Consider the following 17653-nt stretch of genomic DNA (forward strand, 5'->3'; position numbering starts at 1 on the left):
GGTCAGAGGTCGAGGAGGAGGGTGCGGGGGCCCACGTTGACGCTCTCGACCAGCATGTGGGCGCGGAAGCGGCCAGTCTCGACCCGGGTGCCGCGGGCGCGTAGTGCGTCGACGACCGCGGTCACCAGGGGTTCGGCGAGCTCCGCGGGGGCGGCGGCGGTCCAGCTCGGACGCCGGCCCCGGCGGGCGTCGCCGTACAGGGTGAACTGGCTGACCAGCAGAATCGGGGCGCCGGTGTCGGCGACGCTGCGCTCGTCGTCCAGGATGCGCAGTTCGTGGATCTTGCGGGCCATGCTCTGCGCGATCTCCGGGGTGTCCGAACGGGCCACCCCGAGCAGCACCAGCAGCCCGTCGGCGATCTCCCCGACCACCTGGCCGTCGACCGTGACGCTCGCCCGGGACACCGTCTGCAGCAGCGCACGCATCAGGTCACCGGTTCGATGATGCCGCGTTCGACCAGGTGCGCCACGATCGGCCCGGCCGCCTCGGTCAACTCCTGCGGCGGCACGTCGTGCGCGGCGGCCAGCAGGGCCAGCTGGTCGTGCAGCGCGAGCCGGCCGTCGCATCCGCCGACCAGGGCCAGCACCAGCGGGTCGATCTCCTCGGTCCAGCGCAGCCCGTGCGGCATGGCCAGCGTCTGCCGGTCCACCGCCCAGCCGTCGTCGCCCATGGTGGCCTCCTGGCGCAGTTGCAGCCCCTCGGCGGCCCGGTAGCGCTCGGCGAGCAGCGCGTCGGTGTCGCGTACCCGCAGGAAGTCCTGGCGGTCGAACCAGGCGGCGATCCGGTCGCCCATCGGCGGCTCGACCCGCTGGCGTAGGTCCTCCACCCGGACCACCGGGTCCGCGTGCCCGGACCGGCGCAGCGACACGATGCCGAAACCGATCGCCTCCACCCTGTGCGCGTCGAACCAGTCCAGCCAGGCGGCCATCCGCTGCGGGTCGGCGGCCTCGCCGACGTCGGTGAGCCACAGGTTGACGTACGCCATCGGGTCGGCCACCTCGCGCTGGATCACCCAGGCGTCGCATCCGGTACCCGTGAACCAGCCGGCCACCCGCTCGCCCCAGTCCTCGCCGGCCACGTGCACCCAGTTCGCCAGGTACTGCATGGTGCCGCCCGCGGTGAGCAGGCCCGGCGCGGCGGCGGCCAGCTCCGCGCCGATCGTGTCGCCGACCCGGCCGGAGTCGCGGTAGACGTGGGTGGTGGTGCCGGGACCCACCACGAAGGGTGGGTTGCTCACCACCAGGTCGAAGCGGCGGCCGGCGACTGGGGCGACCAGGTCGCCGCGGAGCAACTCCCAGTCCTGGTCGTTGAGGGCGGCGGTGGTGGCGGCGAAGCGCAACGCCCGCTCGGAGATGTCGGTGGCGGTGACCCGGCGGGCGTGGGTGGCCAGGTGCAGCGCCTGGATACCGGAACCGGTGCCCAGGTCCAGCGCGGTCGCCACCGGTCGGCGCATGGTCGCGCCGATCAGTGTCTGGGTGGCCCCGCCGATGCCGAGCACGTGCTCGGCGTGCAACGGCCGGCCGGGACGGGCGCTGGCCGGCAGGTCGGCCAGCACCCACCAGTCGTCCCCGTACGGCTCCAGGTCGACCCCGGCGCGCAGGCCGTCTCCGTGCCGCTCGACGATCCCGCCGGCCAGGGCGTCGGCGATCGGCAGCGGGGCGAGCGCGGCGGCGACCACCGCCTCGGACTCGGTCTGGTCGCAGATGAACACCCGGATCAGGGTCGCGAGCGGATCGCGGTCGGCGGTGGCGCGCAGGGCGGCCCGGAAGTCGTTGCGGGCGATGCCGCCGGTGGCCGCCGGGCCGAGCCGGCCGGCGATGCCGTTGGAGGTGAAACCGGCCCGGTCCAGCGCGGTACGCAGCGCCTGGACGCCGGCCGGGGAGAGCAGCATGTCGTGTCGTTCCACGTCGACATCCTGCCTGGCCGAGGAGTCGCGGCGGTCGGCACCTGTTACATCCATATCGCTGCCTGGATAGATTCGCTGTTATCTCTTTCATGCATCTCGATGGATGGCTAGCATTCCCCCCAACATCCGTCGATGGGCGTCCCCGCGGCCAGGAACCGCCGGACGCACCGGTAGGGAGTTCAGACGATGTCGACCGTGCCCGTTAACCGGCGCCACGTGATCCGCGCGTTCACCATGACGGCCGCGGCGGCGGCCCTCACCGCCGCCGCCACCACCCCGGCCCTCGCCGCCCCGACCGGCGAGATCCGCCACGCCTCCGCCCCGAACGCGATCAGCGGCAGCTACCTCGTCGTCCTGAAGACCGACGCCGTCGGCGCCGCCAACACCCGCGCCGCCCGCAGCGCCGTGCCGGACCGCGCCACCGCCCTCACCAAGCGGTACGGGGGCAGCGTCGGCGACGTCTACAGCGCCGCGATCACCGGCTTCAGCGCGAAGATGAGCGCCGCCCAGGCCCGCCGGCTGGCGGCCGACCCCGCCGTCGCGTACGTCGAGCAGGACCAGGTGTTGACCGCCCAGGCCACCCAGACCAACCCGCCGTCGTGGGGCCTGGACCGCATCGACCAGCGCTACCTGCCGCTGAACCGCAGCTACACCTACCCGAACACGGCCTCGAACGTGCGGGCCTACATCATCGACACCGGCATCCGGACCACCCACACCGACTTCGGCGGCCGGGCGACCTGGGGCACCAACACCGTCGACAGCAACAACACCGACTGCAACGGCCACGGCACCCACGTCGCCGGCACCGTCGGCGGCACCGCGCACGGCGTGGCCAAGGGCGTCCGCCTGGTCGCCGTCAAGGTGCTCAACTGCCAGGGCAGCGGCACCACCACCGGCGTCATCAACGGCGTCAACTGGGTGACCGCCAACGCCGTCAAGCCGGCCGTGGCCAACATGAGCCTCGGCGGCGGCGCCAGCAGCGCGCTGGACAACGCGGTGACCAACTCGATCAACTCCGGTATCACGTACGCGCTGGCCGCCGGCAACTCCAACGCCAACGCGTGCAACTCGTCGCCGGCCCGGGCCGCCGCCGGCCTCACCGTCGGCGCCACCACCAGCAGCGACGCCCGGGCGTCCTTCTCGAACTACGGCACCTGCGTGGACATCTTCGCCCCGGGCGCGAGCATCGTCTCGGCGTACCGGACCAGCGACACCGCCACCAGCAGCCTCAGCGGCACCTCGATGGCCGCGCCGCACGTGGCCGGCGCCGCCGCGCTGGTGCTCGGCGCCAACCCGTCGTACACCCCGGCGCAGGTGGGCAACTTCCTGACCAGCAACGCCACCACCGGCGTGGTGGGCAACCCGGGCAGCGGCTCGCCGAACCGGCTGCTCTTCGTCGTCAACTGACGACCCGCCCCAGCGGCCCGGTGGACGTCCCCCCCGTCCACCGGGCCGCGTCGCGTCGGTCAGCCGACCGGCAGCGCCGGGGTCGGCACCGGGGTAGGGTTCGGCGCGGCGGGCCAGGCCCGGGCCCGGCCGTCGACGTGGACGCCCACCTCGGCACCGACCGGTACCGGATCCGCCTCGTCCCAGATCCGCGCGGTGACCCGGGTGCCGTCGGCCAATCGCAGGGCGACCAGGGCGTCGTGACCGTGGAAGTCGTGGCGCAGCACGGTGGCGGTCACCGCCGCTCCGCCCGCGGCGGCGGTCAGTCGCAGCTGTTCCGGCCGGACCAGCACGGTCACCGGGCCGTGCGCCGCGCCGATGATCGGTAGGGTCCCCAGCGGGGTACGGGCCGTGTCGCCGGAGGCGACCGCCGGCAGCAGCACCGCGTCCCCGACGAACCCGGCCACCCACTCGTCGGCGGGTTCGCGGTACAGCGCGGTCGGGGAGTCCGCCTGCACCACCCGCCCGGAGCGCAGCACCGCCACCCGGTCCGCCACCGACAGGGCCTCACCCTGGTCGTGGGTGACCAGCACCGCGGTCGCGCCGTCGGTGCGCAGCGCCTCCCGGATGTCGTGCCGCAGGCCGGCGCGCAGCCCGGCGTCGAGCGCGCTGAACGGTTCGTCCAGCAGCACCAGCGAGGGCCGTGGGGCCAGTGCCCGCGCCACGGCGACCCGCTGCTGCTGGCCGCCGGAGAGCTGGTGCGGCATCCGGTCGCCGTACCCGGCCAGCCCGACCAGGGCCAGCACCTCGTCGACCCGGTCGCCGCGCCGGGCGGCCCGGTCCAGGCCGTACGCGATGTTGGCGGCCACGCTCAGGTGCGGGAAGAGGGCGCCCTCCTGCGGCACCACGGCGATCCGGCGGCGGTGCGCCGGCAGGTGGCGACCCGGGCCCGCCACCTCCCGCCCGTCGACCCGGATGGTGCCGGCGTCCAGCCGCTCGAAACCGGCCAGGCAGCGCAGCAGGGTGGTCTTGCCGCAGCCGGACGGGCCGAGCACCGCGGTCAGCGCGCCGGCCGGGACGGTGAGGTCGACCCCGTCCAGCGCGGTCACCGGGCCGTACCGTTTGCCGACGCCGGCCAGCACGACCTCGCTCATCGATCCTCCTTGTCGAGCAAGCCACCCCGGGCGACCAGCCACCAGGTCGGCAGCGCCGAGATGGCCACCAGCAGCGCGGCGTACGGCGCGGCGGCGGCGTACGCCCCGACGGAGGTGGCCGTCCACAGCTCGGTGGCGAGGGTGTCGGTGCCGGTCGGGCGGAGCAGCAGGGTAGCCGGCAGTTCCTTCATGCCGGTGAGGAAGACCAGGGCCGCCCCCGCCCCGATCCCGGGCAGGGTCAGCGGCAGGGTGACGGTGCGCAGCACCGCCAGCGGCCCGCGCCCCAGCGAGCGGGCCACCTCCTCCAGCCCGGGCGGGGCCTGGCCGGCGGCGCCGGCCACCGCGGCGACGGCCAGCGGCAGGAAGAGCGTGGCGTAGGCGAGCGCCAGCAGCCACGACGTCTGGTAGAGCGGTCGGGCCACGGTGATGCCGAAGAAGATCAGCGACAGTCCGATCACCACGCCGGGCAGCGCGTGGGCGAGGTAGGCGAGCCGGTCCAGCGCGGTGGCCAGCGGGCCGGGGGCGCGGGCGGTGAGCAGTCCGAGCGGCAGGGCCAGCAGCATGGTCAGGGCGGCGCCGGCCAGCGACAGCCCGAGCGAGTTGCCGGCGGCGGCGGCGACCTCGGCCAGCGCGCCGGGGCGGGAGACCCCGCTGAGCAGCCGGCGGGCCAGGCTGACCGCGGGTACCCCCAGCGCCAGGGCGGCGACGGCGAGCAGCGCCGCCAGGGCCGGCCAGTGGGCCGGACCGAGCCGTAGCCGGGCGGCGGGGCGGCGGGCTCCGCCGAGCCGGGCGTATCGGGCGCCGCGCCGTCGGGTCGCGGTCTCACCGGCCAGCAGCAGTACGGTCAGCGCCACCAGGACGCTGGAGAGCACCAACGCGCCGGTGCGGTCGAAGCCCAGGTCGAAGGCGACGAAGATGGCCCGGGTGAAGGTGTCGGTGCGCAGGATCGACACGGCGCCGAAGTCGGCCAGCACGTAGAGCGCGACCAGCAGTGCCCCGGCGGCGGTGGCCGGGCGGATCTGGCGCAGGGTCACGTCGGTGAAGGTGCGCCAACCGCCCCGCCCCAGCGAGCGGGAGACCTCCTCCTGCGCCGGGTCGGCGCCCTTGAGCGCCGCGGCGACGGGCAGGAAGACGTACGGGTAGGAACAGAGGGTCAGCACCAGCGCCGCCGGCCAGAACCCTTCGAGGCGGTCGACGGTGGAGACCCAGGCGAACGCGGCGATGTAGGTGGGCACGGCCAGCGGCAACGCGGCGAGCACCGCGAAGAACCGCCGCCCGGGCAGGTCGGTGCGGGTGACCAGCCAGGCGGTGGCCACCCCGAGCACCACGCAGGCGGTGGTGACCACGGCGGCCAGCCCGAGACTGCGGGCGGCGAGCAGCCCGACCCGCCCGGTCCACAGTTGCGCGCCGAGCCGCCCGACGCCGGCCTCGGCGGTGCGTACCGCGAGGTAGACCAGGGGGATCAGGGCTACGGCGACCGCGGCGGTGGAGGCCGCGAGCAGTGCCGGGCGTGGCGCCAGTCGGCGTGCCCACCCGCGTACGCCGAAACGGGCCGGCCCGATCCGGGCCGGCCCCGCCTCGGGGGTGGTGGTGGTCATGCTCAGGGCACCAGGCCCGACTCCGTGATCATCTTGATGGTGACGTCGAGGGTGTCCAGGTCGTTCAGGTCGATGTCGGGGGTGTCCAGGTCGGCCAGGGGCGGCACTCCGGCCGGCGCGGCGACCCCGGTCACCACCGGGTACTCGAAGGTCTGCTCGGCGAAGTACCGCTGCGATTCGGGGTTGAGCAGGAAGTCGACGAAGGCCTTGGTGTCCGGGTCCTCGGCGGAGCGCTTGAGCACCCCGACGCCGGCGACGTTGACCAGCGCGCCGGTGTCGCCGCCGGGGAAGAAGTGCAGCTTCACCTTGAGCCCGTCGGGCGTGGTGCCCTTCTCCTTGGCGACCTCGCCGAGGTAGTAGTGGTTGACCAGGCCGACCGGGATGGTCCCGTTGTCCACGTCCTCGACGATCTTGACGTTGTTGTCGCGGATCTGCGGCTCGTTGGCCTTGAGGCCGGCGAGGAAGTCCTTGGCCTTCTGATCGCCGTGCTGCACCCGGATCGCGGTGACGAACGCCTGGAACGACGCGTTGGTCGGGGCGAGGCCGATCTTGCCCTTCCACTTCGGGTCGGTCAGCTCGAACACCGACCTGGGCAGCTCGGCGGCGGGCACGGTGTCGGCGTTGTAGGCCAATACCCGGGACCGGGCGCTGACGCCCACCCACTGGCCGGTGCGGGACCGGAAGGTCTGCGGCACCTTCTCCAGGTCGGCGGCGGGCAGCGGGGCGAACATACCGCGCTTGGCGACCGCGCCGAGGGCGCCGGCGTCCTGGGCGAAGAAGGCGTCGGCGGGGGAATTGTCGCCCTCTTCGACGAGCTGGGCGGCGAGCTGCGCGGTGGTGGCGTACCGGGTCTTGACCGTGATTCCGGTCTGCTCGCTGAACCTGTCCAGCAGCGGCTTGACCAGTGTCTCGTTACGGCCGCTGTAGACCGTGATCGTCTTGTCGCCGGGCTTGCCCGGATCCCCGGCGTCGTCGCCGCCGGAGCCGCAGGCGACCAGACCGAACGAGAGCAGCCCGGCGGCGGCGACGGCCGCGAGGGGCCTGCGGGCGGGGACGGGCACGGTGTACTCCTTCAGCTCGCTCGACGGGCGCTCCGCCGACCGGCCTGAAGTTAGCACAGCCTTACCTCATACCGTATCGGCCCTGGTGGCAGGCGGGATGAACGACACACCGGTGGGATCACGGCCGGCGTTGGTTGGCTGTGCGGGACAGCTGACCTGAGATCACTCCGCTCGCGCCTGGACACCACCGACCGGCGCAGACGGAGTCGATCAACGCCGGGTGAGGCATGGGAGAGCCGACGGGGGCGGGCAGAGGCGATCACCTGAGGAGTCGGCCTGACGGCCAGTCACACCGGCAGCGCCAGCCGGGTACGGCATCATCAGGACATGGCGCTCTCCCTGCCGATCGACCCCGCGGCGAACGACCTGCTCAACCGCAGCCCACTGGCGCTGCTCACCGGCATGCTGCTGGACCGCACCTACGGCGCCCACAGGAAGCTTCTACCACCTCTTTTCAGGCCGGCAGAAGCTCGTGTTCCTGGAGACGGGCTGCGGCTACTCGTACGTGCTTGTCTGTGAACATGCGCGCCTTGCGGAGACTCCAGGACGCCACTCGCTCGGCCAATTCGGCAGGTGAGCCTGTCGGAGGTGCCTGGATGGAGGCGAAATGCACCGTGGCGAGTAGTTCGAGGCTGTAAGGTGTCTCGAAGCCATCAACCAGCTTTAGCAGCTCACCGATCCGCCGAACGATCTCATCCTCGCCTCGTAGGACTGCTTCGGCTGCCTCGAGGCCGTCAGGAAGTGGGTTGATGGGAGCGAACTGGGTCACCGACGCGGACCGGTCACCGATGCCCGACAGGTAGTGGCCCTCAAGGCTGACCAGCACATGACCGAGACTCGGCGCGTAGGGTCCGTACGCTCCCCGGTTGAACGCCAATCTCAACGGCGTGCCCAGGACCTGGAGGAAGTAAGCGAGTTTCTGGATCTCCAACTCACTGATCCCCTCCCGGACCTCCTGCAGGCGAGCGCGGTCTAGGTATCGGGCGACCGCGATCAACAGCACGGCGCGCAGGGGAGTCAGCACCGGGGGTGGCGTCGCGTTGGGCATGGCGGCAGGCGGCGGAGCCCCTTCCGGAGGAAAGATCACCACGCGCACGCCGGGCAAACGCTCGGCTGCCTGCTCGATGAGCGGACGGACCTCGCTCCACCGCAGGCCGCCGTTGCCGCATCCCAGGGCAGGTATGGCGATCGAGGTGATAGCACGTTGGTTGACCACTTCGACCAGAGAGTCCAGGCCCGCTGCGATGTCCTCCAGCTGCGAGCTGCCACGCCAGTGTCGCTTGGTGGGGAAGTTCAGGATGAATCGGCGGGAACCGAGCACCCCGGTGTCGAATGTCCAGACCTGACCCATGCGAACCTCGCCCCTGGCGCAAGCGGCACGGTAGGCGCGGAAGTTGGCGGGGAAGGCTCGCTTGAACTGCAAGGCGATGCCCTTGCCCATTACCCCAACCGTGTTGACCGTGTTGACGAGAGCCTCCACCTCAGCGGTGAGCAGGTTGCCGTGCCCTTCCTCGATCATGCTTCTCACCTCCTTTCGTACCCGTAGTACCAGGTCGGCCTGACGATAATCCGGTCTGCCAGCGGATGCCCTGCCAGGAGCGCCTGCACCCGCGAGCGGTGATGATCGTCGTGGACGCCGATCCACTGGATCAGCGGCGTGGCCAACGTGTGGTGAACGAGGAATTCTGCCTGACGCCTGCGCTGGCGGTCCATGTCTTCGGCGGTGTTGTTCCACCGCTCCGCGGTCATGAGCGGCCAGTCGACCATCTCGGCCAACGTCTGCAGGTCGGCGGTGAACTCAGTGGTAGCGGTGGCGGCGTTACCGTCGGTGCCGACCCAGCCAGAGAGACCGGTGACCGCGACTCCCACCCGGGTTACGAGATACACGAGCGGTCGGTCCCCGCCGGGATAGCAGTTCGGTTTGCTGTCCCGGTGGTCGCAGGCAATACGGTACATCATGGGTGATTTCGGAGCATAGTAGAACGGCACGTAGTCACCCACTTGCCCGCCGGGGCCAGCCAACACCGGTCGCTGACGGCGAGACTCCTTGATCGCCGGGTCGCCGACCTCGGTCCGCGTCAAGCCGCCGCGTGCGACTGCGTCACAGGCCAGGTAGCCGCAATCGAAGATCGCCTTGATGTTGTCCAGGTGAGTGAAGTGGTAGATCCACCGATCCCTTACGTTGATGCCTTCAGGCATGCCGAGGCATCTCCCGGTTCGCCGTCATGGGCACTCGACTCCTGCGTCTCGTGGGCCCCCGGGCGCAGACTCTAACGAACCGGTTCCGCTCGGCGGCCAGTCGAAGGAGCAGCGCCAGCTGGGGTACGGCATCATCAGGACATGGCGCTCTCCCTGCCGATCGACCCCGCGGCGAACGACCTGCTCAACCGCAGCCCACTGGCGCTGCTCACCGGCATGCTGCTGGACCAGCAGATTCCGATGGAGAAGGCGTTCTCCTCGCCGTACGTGCTGGCCCAGCGGCTCGACCGTGACCCGGACGCCCGGGAGTTGGCCGAGTACGACCCGGACGCGCTGCTGGAGATCTTCGCCCGCCCGCCCGCGTTGCACCGCTTCCCGAAGGCGATGACCACCCGGGTGCAGGAGCTGTGCCGGGCCCTGGTCGACCGGTACGACGGCGACGCCGCCCGGCTCTGGGCCGACGTCGCCGACGGCGGGGATCTGCTGCGCCGGGTCGGTGAACTTCCCGGCTTCGGTCGGCAGAAGGCACAGATCTTCGTGGCCCTGCTCGGCAAGCGCTACGACGTCCGTCCGGCGGGCTGGCGGGAGGCCGCCGGCGCGTACGGCGAGGAGGGCGCGTACCGGTCGGTGGCGGACGTGGTCGACCCGGAGTCGCTGCGCCGGGTACGCGAGTTCAAGCAGGCCGCCAAGGCCGAGGCGAGGGCCGCGAAGGACTGACGGCCCGGCCCGGTGCGGCCACGCCCGCCGCCGGGGTGGCGGTTCAGGCGGCGGTGGGCCGGGACAGCGACGCCAGCGCGCGCCGCACGTCGGCGAGCGAGACGGTGGCGGAGTCGTCCAGGTCGGCCAGCCCGGCCTCGATCCACTGCCGCATCAGGGTGGTGACGCCGATGCCGCGGGCCTCGGCGGCGGCCCGTACCCGCTCGTACGTCTCCAACGGCAGGCGTACCGAGCGGCTGACCATCGGCACGTCGGTGTCGGGGGTGGGCAGTTGCGCCGGCTGGCTCTCGTCGATGAGTTCGGCGAGCGCGTCGCCGCCGTCGTGGAACCGCTTGGTCGCCTCGTCACGGTGCATGGTGACCGTCTCCTCGTCGCCGGTCCCTCCGCACCGCCTCGTCGTAGCGCTTGGCCTCGACGTCGCTCAGCTCGCGGGCGGAGAGAATGTCCCAGTCGTTGTCGGTGCCGTCGGCCTCGGTGAGCAGTACGGCCAGTCGTCGGCCGCGGTGGCTGGCCGCGTAGACGACCATGACGTCGTCACCCAGGTGGCGGATCACCCGGCGGGTGCTGTGCAGCGCCTCCCAGACTTCCCCCGGTGTGACGTCGTAGACCCGCAGGTTGGCCAACGCCTCGGCGGTGAAGCTGAACCGGCTGCCCACCAGTGGAGCGTACCACCGGCGTAACACCTACACGATTCGGATGGATTGTCGCTGATCAAGGCCGGCCGGTGACAGGATGGGGCGTACCCCTCGAGGAGGTCCGTGTGAAGCGTCAGGCGTACCAGCCGATCCTGATCACCGACGCCGCACGCAGCCAGGACGACCAGCTCACCAGCCGGCAGAAACGCTACGTGCTGATGATGGGCGTCCGGGTGGCCTGCGTGATCGTCGGCGCGATCCTGGTCGGCGCGCAGGCCCCGCTGCTCTGGCTCTGGCTGCCGCTGGTCGCGCTCGGGATGATCCTCATTCCGTGGCTGGCCGTGCTGCTGGCCAACGACCGGCCGCCGAAGGAGCAGCACCGGTTGGCGGGCCGGTTCCAGCCCCGCAGCCGGGACGAGACGCCGCCGATGAGCCTGGCGGCCGAGGAACACCCCCACAAGGTCATCGACGCCGAATCCTGACCGGCGCGTCTGCCGGTCGGCCGGCGCGGACGTCAGCCCGCCGTCGGGCGCGGACGTCAGCCCGCCGGCCGGGCGCCGACCAGCGAGACCGCCAGGGCGCCCAGGTCGCTGGCCCGGGTCAGCGCCGCCCGGGGCGGCGCGCCGGCCAACCAGGCCGCCAGCAGTCCCGCCGCGAACGCATCCCCGGCGCCGGTCACGTCGACCACCGCCACCCGCCGGGACGGCACCACCTCCAGCGTCGCGTTCCGGTCGTACCAGACCGCGCCGGCTCCGCCCCGCTTCACCACCACCCGCCGGGCCGCGGCCGACAACGCCCGTGCCTGCGCCTCCGGATCCAGCCCGCCGGCGAGCACACCGGCCTCGTCGGCGTTGACCAGCAGCAGGTCCACGTCGCGTACCCAGGACAGGAACGCCGCCGCGCCGGTCCGCCGCAGCGGCGTCGCGGAGGCCGCGTCCACGCTGGTGGTCAGGCCGCGTCCGCGCGCGGCGGCCAGCGCGGCCAGCCCGGCCGGTCGGGACGCGGCATCCAGCAGCGGGTACCCGGACAGGTGCAGGTGCGCGGCGTCGGGTGCCGCCGCCAAGGCCTGCTCGACGTGCCCGACGGTCAGCCGCAGGTTCGCGCCGCGCTCGGCGACCATGGTGCGCTCGTCGCCGGTGGCCAGCACGATCACCGTGCCGGTGGGGACGTCCGGGCGCACCTCGACCGCGCACCGCACCCCGACCCGCTCCAGCTCGGCCACCCGGTCCCGGCCGGCGCTGTCGTCGCCGACCGCACCCACCAGCGTCACCGGCACGCCCTGCTCGGCGATCCAGGCGGCCGTGTTCGCCGCCTGGCCACCCCCGACGACCCGGATGCCCGCCGCCGTGTCCGATCCGGGGGCGAGCGGTCCGGCCAGCACCGCCACCACGTCGGTGATCAGGTCACCCACCACCACGATCCGGGACGGGCGGGTCATGCCCGGTCGCGCCCGGCGGCCACCGCGATCCGGCCGGCCAGATCGGCGTTGCGCAGGATGATGCGTACGTTGACCGCCAGGCTCGCGCCCTCGGTGGCCGAGTGGAAGTGGGACAGCAGGAACGGCGTCACCGCCTTGCCGGTCACCCCGTTGCGGGCCAGCCGGGCCAGGCCCTCGGCGAGGGTACGGTCGTGCAGCTCCGGGTCGAGCTGCTCGTCGGCCGGCAGCGGGTTGGCCACAATCAGCCCGCCCTGGTGCACACCCTGCCGTGCCCGGGCGGCCAGCACGTCCGCCACCTGCTCCGGGGAGTCCACCGACCAGTCCAGGTCGAAGCCGGCGTCGGTGAGGTAGAAGCCGGGGAAGCGTCGGGTGCGGTAGCCCACCACCGCGACCCCGAGGGTCTCCAGCCGTTCCAGGGTGGCGCCCACGTCGAGGATCGACTTGACCCCGGCGCAGACCACCGCGATCGGGGTGCGGGCCAGGGTGGTCAGATCGGCGGACTCGTCGAAGCTCTGGGCGGCCTCGCGGTGCACCCCGCCGAGCCCGCCGGTGGCGAACACGCCGATCCCGGCCGCGGCGGCCACCGCGCTGGTGGCGGCCACCGTGGTCGCGCCGTCCGCGCCGGTCGCCGCGGCCACCGCGAGGTCGCGCACGGAAAGCTTGCTCACCCCGTCTGCGGCGGCCAGCCGGGTCAGCTCGGCGTCGTCCAATCCGACGACCAGTTCACCGCCGATCATGCCGATGGTTGCCGGGACCGCCCCGGCGTCCCGTACCGTCTGCTCGATCTCCCGGGCCACCCGCAGGTTGTCTGGGCGGGGCAGGCCGTGCGAGACGATGGTGCTCTCCAGGGCGACGACGGGACGACCGGTGCGCAGGGCGGCGGCGACCTCGGCGCCGGGACGGATGTGGAAGTTGGTCACCTGGGTACCGTACGGGCCGCCGTTGGGCGGGCTGCGGTGGACCAGCTCTTTCCGACCTGCCAGACTAAAAAGTTGGAGGTGCGATGTGAGTGCTCAGATTCTTGAGCGTCCAGAGCTGAAGGACGCCGACACCGGTCCCGAGATGTTCCACTACGTCCGTAAGGAGAAGATTGCCGAGAGTGCCGTCATGGGCACCTACGTGGTCGCGCTCTGCGGCGAGACGTTCCCGGTGACGAAGGCCGCGAAGCCCGGGTCCCCGGTCTGCCCGAAGTGCAAGGAGATCTACGACTCGTACGCCGACTGATTCGAGGGCGGCCAGGCCGCCCACCCGAATCAGCGTGGCGTCGAGTGGGGCGACCGACCGCCGCTGGTTATGCTGAGCCGGCCTTCGCGGCACCCGATGCGCGAGGGCCTTTTCATGGGCGGCGGCACCCGTGGCCCTCGGCCGGGGTCCGCCTGGTGCGGTCGGAGAGGAGCTACGCGTGGCACCCCGGTTGCCTGCGCTCGACACGTTTCCGCCCCTGCGTGCCTGGCAGCGCAAGGCGATGGTGGAGTATCTGCGTCGTCGGACCGAGGACTTCACCGCGGTCGCCACCCCCGGCGCCGGTAAGACCACCTTCGCTCTGCGGATCGCCGCCGAGCTGCTCGTCGACGGCACCGTCGAGGCGGTGACCGTGGTCGCCCCGACCGAACACCTGAAGACCCAGTGGGCGCAGGCCGCCGCCCGCGTCGGCATCCAGCTCGACGCCGCGTTCCGCAACGCCGACGTGCACTCCGCCGCCGACTTCCACGGCGCGGTCGTCACGTACGCCCAGGTCGGCATGGCCCCGCAGGTGCACAAGCGGCGCACCCTCACCCGGCGCACCCTGGTCATCCTGGACGAGATCCACCATGCCGGCGACTCCCGGACCTGGGGTGACGGGGTCAGGGCGGCCTTCGAGCCCGCGGTACGCCGCCTCATGCTCACCGGTACGCCGTTTCGCTCCGACGACAACCCCATCCCGTTCGTCAGCTACGAACGCGGCGGGGACGGTTTCCTGCGTTCCCGCGCCGACTCGGTCTACGGTTACGCGGACGCCCTGCGTGACGGTGTCGTCCGGCCGGTGCTGTTCCTGGCGTACTCCGGGGAGACCCGGTGGCGGACCAACGCCGGGGACGAACTGGCGGCGCGGCTCGGTGAGCCGATGACCCAGGATCTCGTGGCGCAGGCATGGCGTACCGCCCTGGACCCGGCCGGGGACTGGATGCCGCAGGTGCTGCGCGCCGCCGACGCCCGGCTGACCGTGCTGCGCAACGCCGGCATGCCCGACGCCGGCGGCCTGATCATCGCCAGCGATCAGCAGAACGCCCGCTCGTACGCCCGGCTCATCGAACAGGTCACCGGCGAGAAGGCCGCGGTGGTGCTCTCCGACGACGTGGGCGCCTCCGCCCGGATCGCGACGTTCGCGGCGTCCGAGCAGCGCTGGCTGGTCGCGGTCCGGATGGTCTCCGAGGGTGTCGACATCCCCCGGCTGGCTGTCGGCGTGTACGCCACCAGCGCCAGCACCCCGCTCTACTTCGCCCAGGCGATCGGGCGTTTCGTGCGGGCCCGCCGCCCCGGCGAGACCGCCTCGGTCTTTCTGCCCAGCGTCCCGCACCTGCTCGGTCTGGCCAGCGAGATGGAGGCCGCCCGCGACCACGTCCTCGGCAAGCCCAAGGAGCGGGAGGGCTTCGACGACGACCTGCTGGCCCGCGCCCAACGTGACGAGCAGGCCAGCGGGGAGTTGGAGAAGCGCTTCACAGCGCTCTCCGCCACCGCCGAACTGGACCAGGTGATCTTCGACGGCGCGTCCTTCGGCACCGCCGCCCAGGCCGGCACCCCGGAAGAGGAGGAGTACCTCGGCCTACCCGGCCTGCTCACCGCCGACCAGGTTTCCCTGCTGCTGACCAAGCGGCAGGCCGAGCAGCTCGCCGCCCAGCGCCGCAGAGCCGCCGCCAGGGCCGCTGAGCCGGCCGCTGCGCCCCCCGCGCCGCCCGCGCCGATGAGTGCCGCCCAGCGCCGGGTGGCGTTGCGACGCCAACTGAACGCCCTGGTGGCCGCCCGGCACCACCGGACCGGCCAGCCGCACGGAAAGATCCACGCCGAGCTGCGCCGGCTCTGCGGCGGCCCGCCCAGCGCCCAGGCGACGATCGAACAACTCGAAGAGCGCATCGCCACCGTCCAGACCCTCTGATCCCGGCGGGGCTGTGCGCGCCGCCGCGCCGAGCTACGCGGATTGCGGCATGGTGCGGCGTCCCAGGGTCGGGTTGCCGCGACGCACCCGGAGTGGATCACTTGGGTTGCGGCGTGGACAGAGACCTGGCGGACGCAGAAAGCCGACCGGAGGGGGCCTGTCGGGCCACCTCCGGTCGGCTATGTCGTCGCTCTTGCGATTCTGCGGACTCAGTTCGCCATCAGATCGGCGCCTCGCCAGCTGAACTCCGGGTCCGTCGCGTACTTCACGGTGATCTTCACGAGATCCTCCGCGTACTTGTTCGCGTGGTGCCCACAGAACACCAGCTCGCTCCCACCCGCCAGAGTGATCCGGAGCTTGCCGGCAGCATTGCAGCGGTCGCACCGTTCATCGGCGGCTGGGGGAGCCACCGTCTCGGGCGGCGGCGTGAGGGTCGGGGTCATCGCCTTCCTCCTCTGGTCGTCACCGATGAACACTCTCTTCGGTCGTTGCTCACTCATCGTGCAACACCCTTGCCAAGCCCTGCCTTCCCTGTGTGCCCCCGGGCGACCGAGGTCACACATGGCAGGACGACAGTGTGCCGTGTGCCAAGGGTGCCACGTCAACGATCACAAGCGGGTAATCGACCGGTCACCTTTGGGTGTTCTACGGCTGGTGGTCAAACCGACACGTTTAGTTGACGAAAGGGGTCAGTCCAGGTAGTCGCGCAGCACCTGGGAGCGCGACGGGTGCCGGAGCTTCGACATCGTCTTCGACTCGATCTGCCGGATCCGCTCCCGGGTCACCCCGTACACCTGGCCGATCTCGTCCAGGGTGCGCGGCTGCCCGTCGGTCAGGCCGAAACGCAGACGTACCACGCCCGCCTCGCGCTCGGAGAGCGTCTGCAAGACCTGCTGGAGCTGGTCCTGCAGCAGTGAGAACGAGACGGCGTCGACCGCCACCACGGCCTCCGAGTCCTCGATGAAGTCACCGAGCTGACTGTCGCCCTCGTCGCCGATCGTCTGGTCCAGCGAGATGGGCTCCCGGGCGTACTGCTGGATCTCCAGCACCTTCTCCGGTGTGATGTCCATCTCCTTGGCCAGCTCCTCCGGGGTGGGCTCGCGGCCCAGGTCCTGGAGCAGCTCGCGCTGGATCCGGCCGAGCTTGTTGATCACCTCGACCATGTGCACCGGGATGCGGATGGTGCGGGCCTGGTCGGCCATGGCGCGGGTGATCGCCTGGCGGATCCACCAGGTGGCGTAGGTGGAGAACTTGTAGCCCTTGGTGTAGTCGAACTTCTCGACCGCCCGGATCAGGCCCAGGTTGCCCTCCTGGATCAGGTCGAGGAACGCCATGCCCCGGCCGGTGTAGCGCTTGGCCAGCGAGACCACCAGCCGGAGGTTGGCCTCCAGGAGGTGGTTCTTGGCGCGCTCGCCGTCCCGGGAGATCCAGAGCAGGTCGCGCTGCATCTCACGGGTGAGCTTCTCCTCGCCCTCCTCGGCCGCGCGCAGCCGCTCGGCGGCGTAGAGGCCGGCCTCGATCCGCTTGGCGAGCTCCACCTCCTGCTCGGCGTTGAGCAGCGGCACCTTGCCGATCTGCTTCAGGTATGCCCGGACGGAGTCGGCGGACGCGGTCAGCTCGGCGTCCCGGCGAGCCTGCTTGAGCGCCTCGGACTCCTCGTCGTCCCACTCGAAGTCGTTGTCGCTGGCGGAGTTGGCGGCGTCGGTCTCGGCGGCCTGGGCCAGCTCGGCCGGCTCCTCGACCACCACGTCCTCGATCTCGGCCGCGAGCTCCTCGGGATCGATGTCGCCCTCGACGCCCTCGCCCTTAACCTTGCCGGCGGCCTTGGTCGCGTCGGCGGCGGCCACGGTCGCCTTGGTGGCGCGGGTGGATCGGGTCGCCTTCGCGGCCGGCGCGACGGCCTTGGCCACCCCGGCGGTGGTGGCCTTGCGGGCCGCCGCCTTCCGCGGGGCGGGGGCCGGGGCCTCGTCGGCGGCGGGCGCCTGCTTCGGAGCGGGCGCGGCGGCCTTCTTGGTGGTCTTGGCGGTGGTGGCCCGGGACGCCGGCGTGGCGGACCGGGCGGCGGCGACCCGACGGCGGGTGCTGGCCGAGCCGTCCACGACCACGGTCACGCCCGCCTCGGAGAGCGCCCGCAGGATCTTCTTGGCCTGGGCCGGGGTCACCTCAGCGGACTCGACGGTGCGCGCGAGCTGCGCCGACGTCAACTGGCCGCCGGCGCTCTGCGCGTGTGCGATCAGAGTATCGGTGAGTGAGCGAACGTCGGCGCCGGTCTGGCGGGGTTCTGTCACGAATGACCTTCCGGAGGCGAAGAGCGAGCACGGCCGGGTCGTCCGGCGCAGCGTGGGGCACCACGCCGGGCGATGTCGTTGAGAGACCCCCGTGTCCCGGGCCGGCCGTCGGTGGCGGTCCGTGGCGCGTGGGCA

General features: G+C 72.1%; 17 protein-coding genes and 1 pseudogene. 5 read left to right on the forward strand and 13 right to left on the reverse strand.

From position 1 onward, the window contains the following. Positions 1-2: 2 nt before the first annotated feature. Both dtd and E1166_RS08465 read right to left on the reverse strand, forming a co-directional pair. Positions 3-425: a D-aminoacyl-tRNA deacylase gene (dtd, locus tag E1166_RS08460; RefSeq protein ID WP_132262210.1), complete on the reverse strand. Its 423-nt coding sequence runs from the start codon at positions 423-425 to the stop codon at positions 3-5. Further along, complete coding sequence (locus E1166_RS08465) at positions 425-1906, reverse strand: methyltransferase (RefSeq protein WP_207914102.1); 1482 nt, start codon at positions 1904-1906, stop codon at positions 425-427. The genes dtd and E1166_RS08465 overlap by 1 nt, the downstream gene beginning before the upstream one ends. 234 nt (positions 1907-2140) lie before the next feature. Between E1166_RS08465 and E1166_RS08470 the strand changes: the two are divergent. Then, positions 2141-3307 (forward strand): annotated as a pseudogene (locus E1166_RS08470) (S8 family peptidase); the annotation flags it as partial. A gap of 68 nt (positions 3308-3375) precedes the next feature. Here E1166_RS08470 and E1166_RS08475 read toward each other — a convergent pair. The 5 genes from E1166_RS08475 to E1166_RS08500 all read right to left on the reverse strand — a co-directional run bounded on the left by E1166_RS08475 (position 3376) and on the right by E1166_RS08500 (position 9307). Further along, the gene (locus E1166_RS08475) at positions 3376-4449 is read right to left on the reverse strand and encodes an ABC transporter ATP-binding protein (RefSeq protein ID WP_132337293.1); all 1074 of its coding nucleotides are present in this window, start codon (positions 4447-4449) and stop codon (positions 3376-3378) included. Then, entirely contained in the window at positions 4446-6047 is a 1602-nt protein-coding gene (locus E1166_RS08480) for an iron ABC transporter permease (protein ID WP_132337295.1), read from the reverse strand. Before E1166_RS08480 ends, E1166_RS08475 begins: the two co-directional genes overlap by 4 nt. Positions 6048-6049: 2 nt before the next feature. Next, positions 6050-7108, reverse strand: coding sequence for an iron ABC transporter substrate-binding protein (locus E1166_RS08485; RefSeq protein ID WP_132337297.1), 1059 nt, complete (start codon positions 7106-7108; stop codon positions 6050-6052). Between the two features lie 454 nt (positions 7109-7562). Continuing rightward, positions 7563-8627 (reverse strand): macro domain-containing protein, encoded by a 1065-nt coding sequence (locus E1166_RS08495; protein WP_132337299.1) that lies wholly within the window; start codon positions 8625-8627, stop codon positions 7563-7565. A gap of 5 nt (positions 8628-8632) precedes the next feature. Beyond that, a complete protein-coding gene (locus tag E1166_RS08500) occupies positions 8633-9307 on the reverse strand; it encodes a DUF4433 domain-containing protein (RefSeq protein WP_132337301.1) in 675 nt (224 codons plus the stop codon). Between the two features lie 141 nt (positions 9308-9448). Here E1166_RS08500 and E1166_RS08505 point away from each other — a divergent pair, with 141 nt between their 5' ends. Further along, on the forward strand, positions 9449-10024 hold the full coding sequence (locus E1166_RS08505; RefSeq protein ID WP_132337303.1) for an HhH-GPD-type base excision DNA repair protein: 576 nt from the start codon (positions 9449-9451) through the stop codon (positions 10022-10024). A gap of 43 nt (positions 10025-10067) precedes the next feature. Here the strand turns inward: E1166_RS08505 and E1166_RS08510 are convergent, their stop codons facing one another. Both E1166_RS08510 and E1166_RS08515 read right to left on the reverse strand, forming a co-directional pair. Beyond that, positions 10068-10379 carry a hypothetical protein gene (locus E1166_RS08510; protein WP_132262225.1) on the reverse strand — a complete coding sequence of 104 codons (312 nt, stop codon included), beginning with the start codon at positions 10377-10379 and terminating at the stop codon, positions 10068-10070. Continuing rightward, positions 10369-10680 (reverse strand): hypothetical protein, encoded by a 312-nt coding sequence (locus tag E1166_RS08515; protein ID WP_243706079.1) that lies wholly within the window; start codon positions 10678-10680, stop codon positions 10369-10371. Before E1166_RS08515 ends, E1166_RS08510 begins: the two co-directional genes overlap by 11 nt. A 104-nt stretch (positions 10681-10784) precedes the next feature. Between E1166_RS08515 and E1166_RS08520 the strand changes: the two genes are divergently transcribed. Next, positions 10785-11141, forward strand: a complete 357-nt coding sequence (locus tag E1166_RS08520; RefSeq protein WP_132262229.1) for a DUF3099 domain-containing protein — start codon at positions 10785-10787, stop codon at positions 11139-11141. Between the two features lie 56 nt (positions 11142-11197). Here E1166_RS08520 and E1166_RS08525 read toward each other — a convergent pair whose 3' ends face one another. Continuing rightward, a complete protein-coding gene (locus tag E1166_RS08525; RefSeq protein ID WP_132262231.1) occupies positions 11198-12097 on the reverse strand; it encodes a carbohydrate kinase family protein in 900 nt (299 codons plus the stop codon). Continuing rightward, complete coding sequence (locus E1166_RS08530; RefSeq protein ID WP_132337308.1) at positions 12094-13017, reverse strand: pseudouridine-5'-phosphate glycosidase; 924 nt, start codon at positions 13015-13017, stop codon at positions 12094-12096. Before E1166_RS08530 ends, E1166_RS08525 begins: the two co-directional genes overlap by 4 nt. An 85-nt stretch (positions 13018-13102) precedes the next feature. Between E1166_RS08530 and E1166_RS08535 the strand changes: the two genes are divergently transcribed. Beyond that, on the forward strand, positions 13103-13321 hold the full coding sequence (locus E1166_RS08535) for a DUF3039 domain-containing protein (RefSeq protein WP_132262236.1): 219 nt from the start codon (positions 13103-13105) through the stop codon (positions 13319-13321). Positions 13322-13499: 178 nt separating this feature from the next. Further along, entirely contained in the window at positions 13500-15230 is a 1731-nt protein-coding gene (locus tag E1166_RS08540; protein ID WP_132337310.1) for a DEAD/DEAH box helicase, read from the forward strand. A gap of 209 nt (positions 15231-15439) precedes the next feature. On the opposite strand, the gene E1166_RS08545 is transcribed toward E1166_RS08540, so the two are convergent. Then, the gene (locus E1166_RS08545; protein ID WP_088964796.1) at positions 15440-15673 is read right to left on the reverse strand and encodes a hypothetical protein; all 234 of its coding nucleotides are present in this window, start codon (positions 15671-15673) and stop codon (positions 15440-15442) included. 246 nt (positions 15674-15919) lie between these two features. Next, entirely contained in the window at positions 15920-17518 is a 1599-nt protein-coding gene (locus E1166_RS08550; protein ID WP_132337312.1) for an RNA polymerase sigma factor, read from the reverse strand. Positions 17519-17653 lie beyond the last annotated feature (135 nt).

Source organism: Micromonospora sp. KC213, from assembly GCF_004348325.1.
Lineage (GTDB): Bacteria > Actinomycetota > Actinomycetes > Mycobacteriales > Micromonosporaceae > Micromonospora.

Coding starts and splice junctions, on each gene's coding strand:
- dtd (WP_132262210.1), bottom strand. CDS start 425: ATGCGTGCGCTGCTGCAGACGGTGTCCCGGGCGAGCGTCACGGTCGAC.
- E1166_RS08475 (WP_132337293.1), bottom strand. CDS start 4,449: ATGAGCGAGGTCGTGCTGGCCGGCGTCGGCAAACGGTACGGCCCGGTG.
- E1166_RS08480 (WP_132337295.1), bottom strand. CDS start 6,047: ATGACCACCACCACCCCCGAGGCGGGGCCGGCCCGGATCGGGCCGGCC.
- E1166_RS08495 (WP_132337299.1), bottom strand. CDS start 8,627: ATGATCGAGGAAGGGCACGGCAACCTGCTCACCGCTGAGGTGGAGGCT.
- E1166_RS08500 (WP_132337301.1), bottom strand. CDS start 9,307: ATGCCTGAAGGCATCAACGTAAGGGATCGGTGGATCTACCACTTCACT.
- E1166_RS08505 (WP_132337303.1), top strand. CDS start 9,449: ATGGCGCTCTCCCTGCCGATCGACCCCGCGGCGAACGACCTGCTCAAC.
- E1166_RS08510 (WP_132262225.1), bottom strand. CDS start 10,379: ATGCACCGTGACGAGGCGACCAAGCGGTTCCACGACGGCGGCGACGCG.
- E1166_RS08525 (WP_132262231.1), bottom strand. CDS start 12,097: ATGACCCGCCCGTCCCGGATCGTGGTGGTGGGTGACCTGATCACCGAC.
- E1166_RS08545 (WP_088964796.1), bottom strand. CDS start 15,673: ATGACCCCGACCCTCACGCCGCCGCCCGAGACGGTGGCTCCCCCAGCC.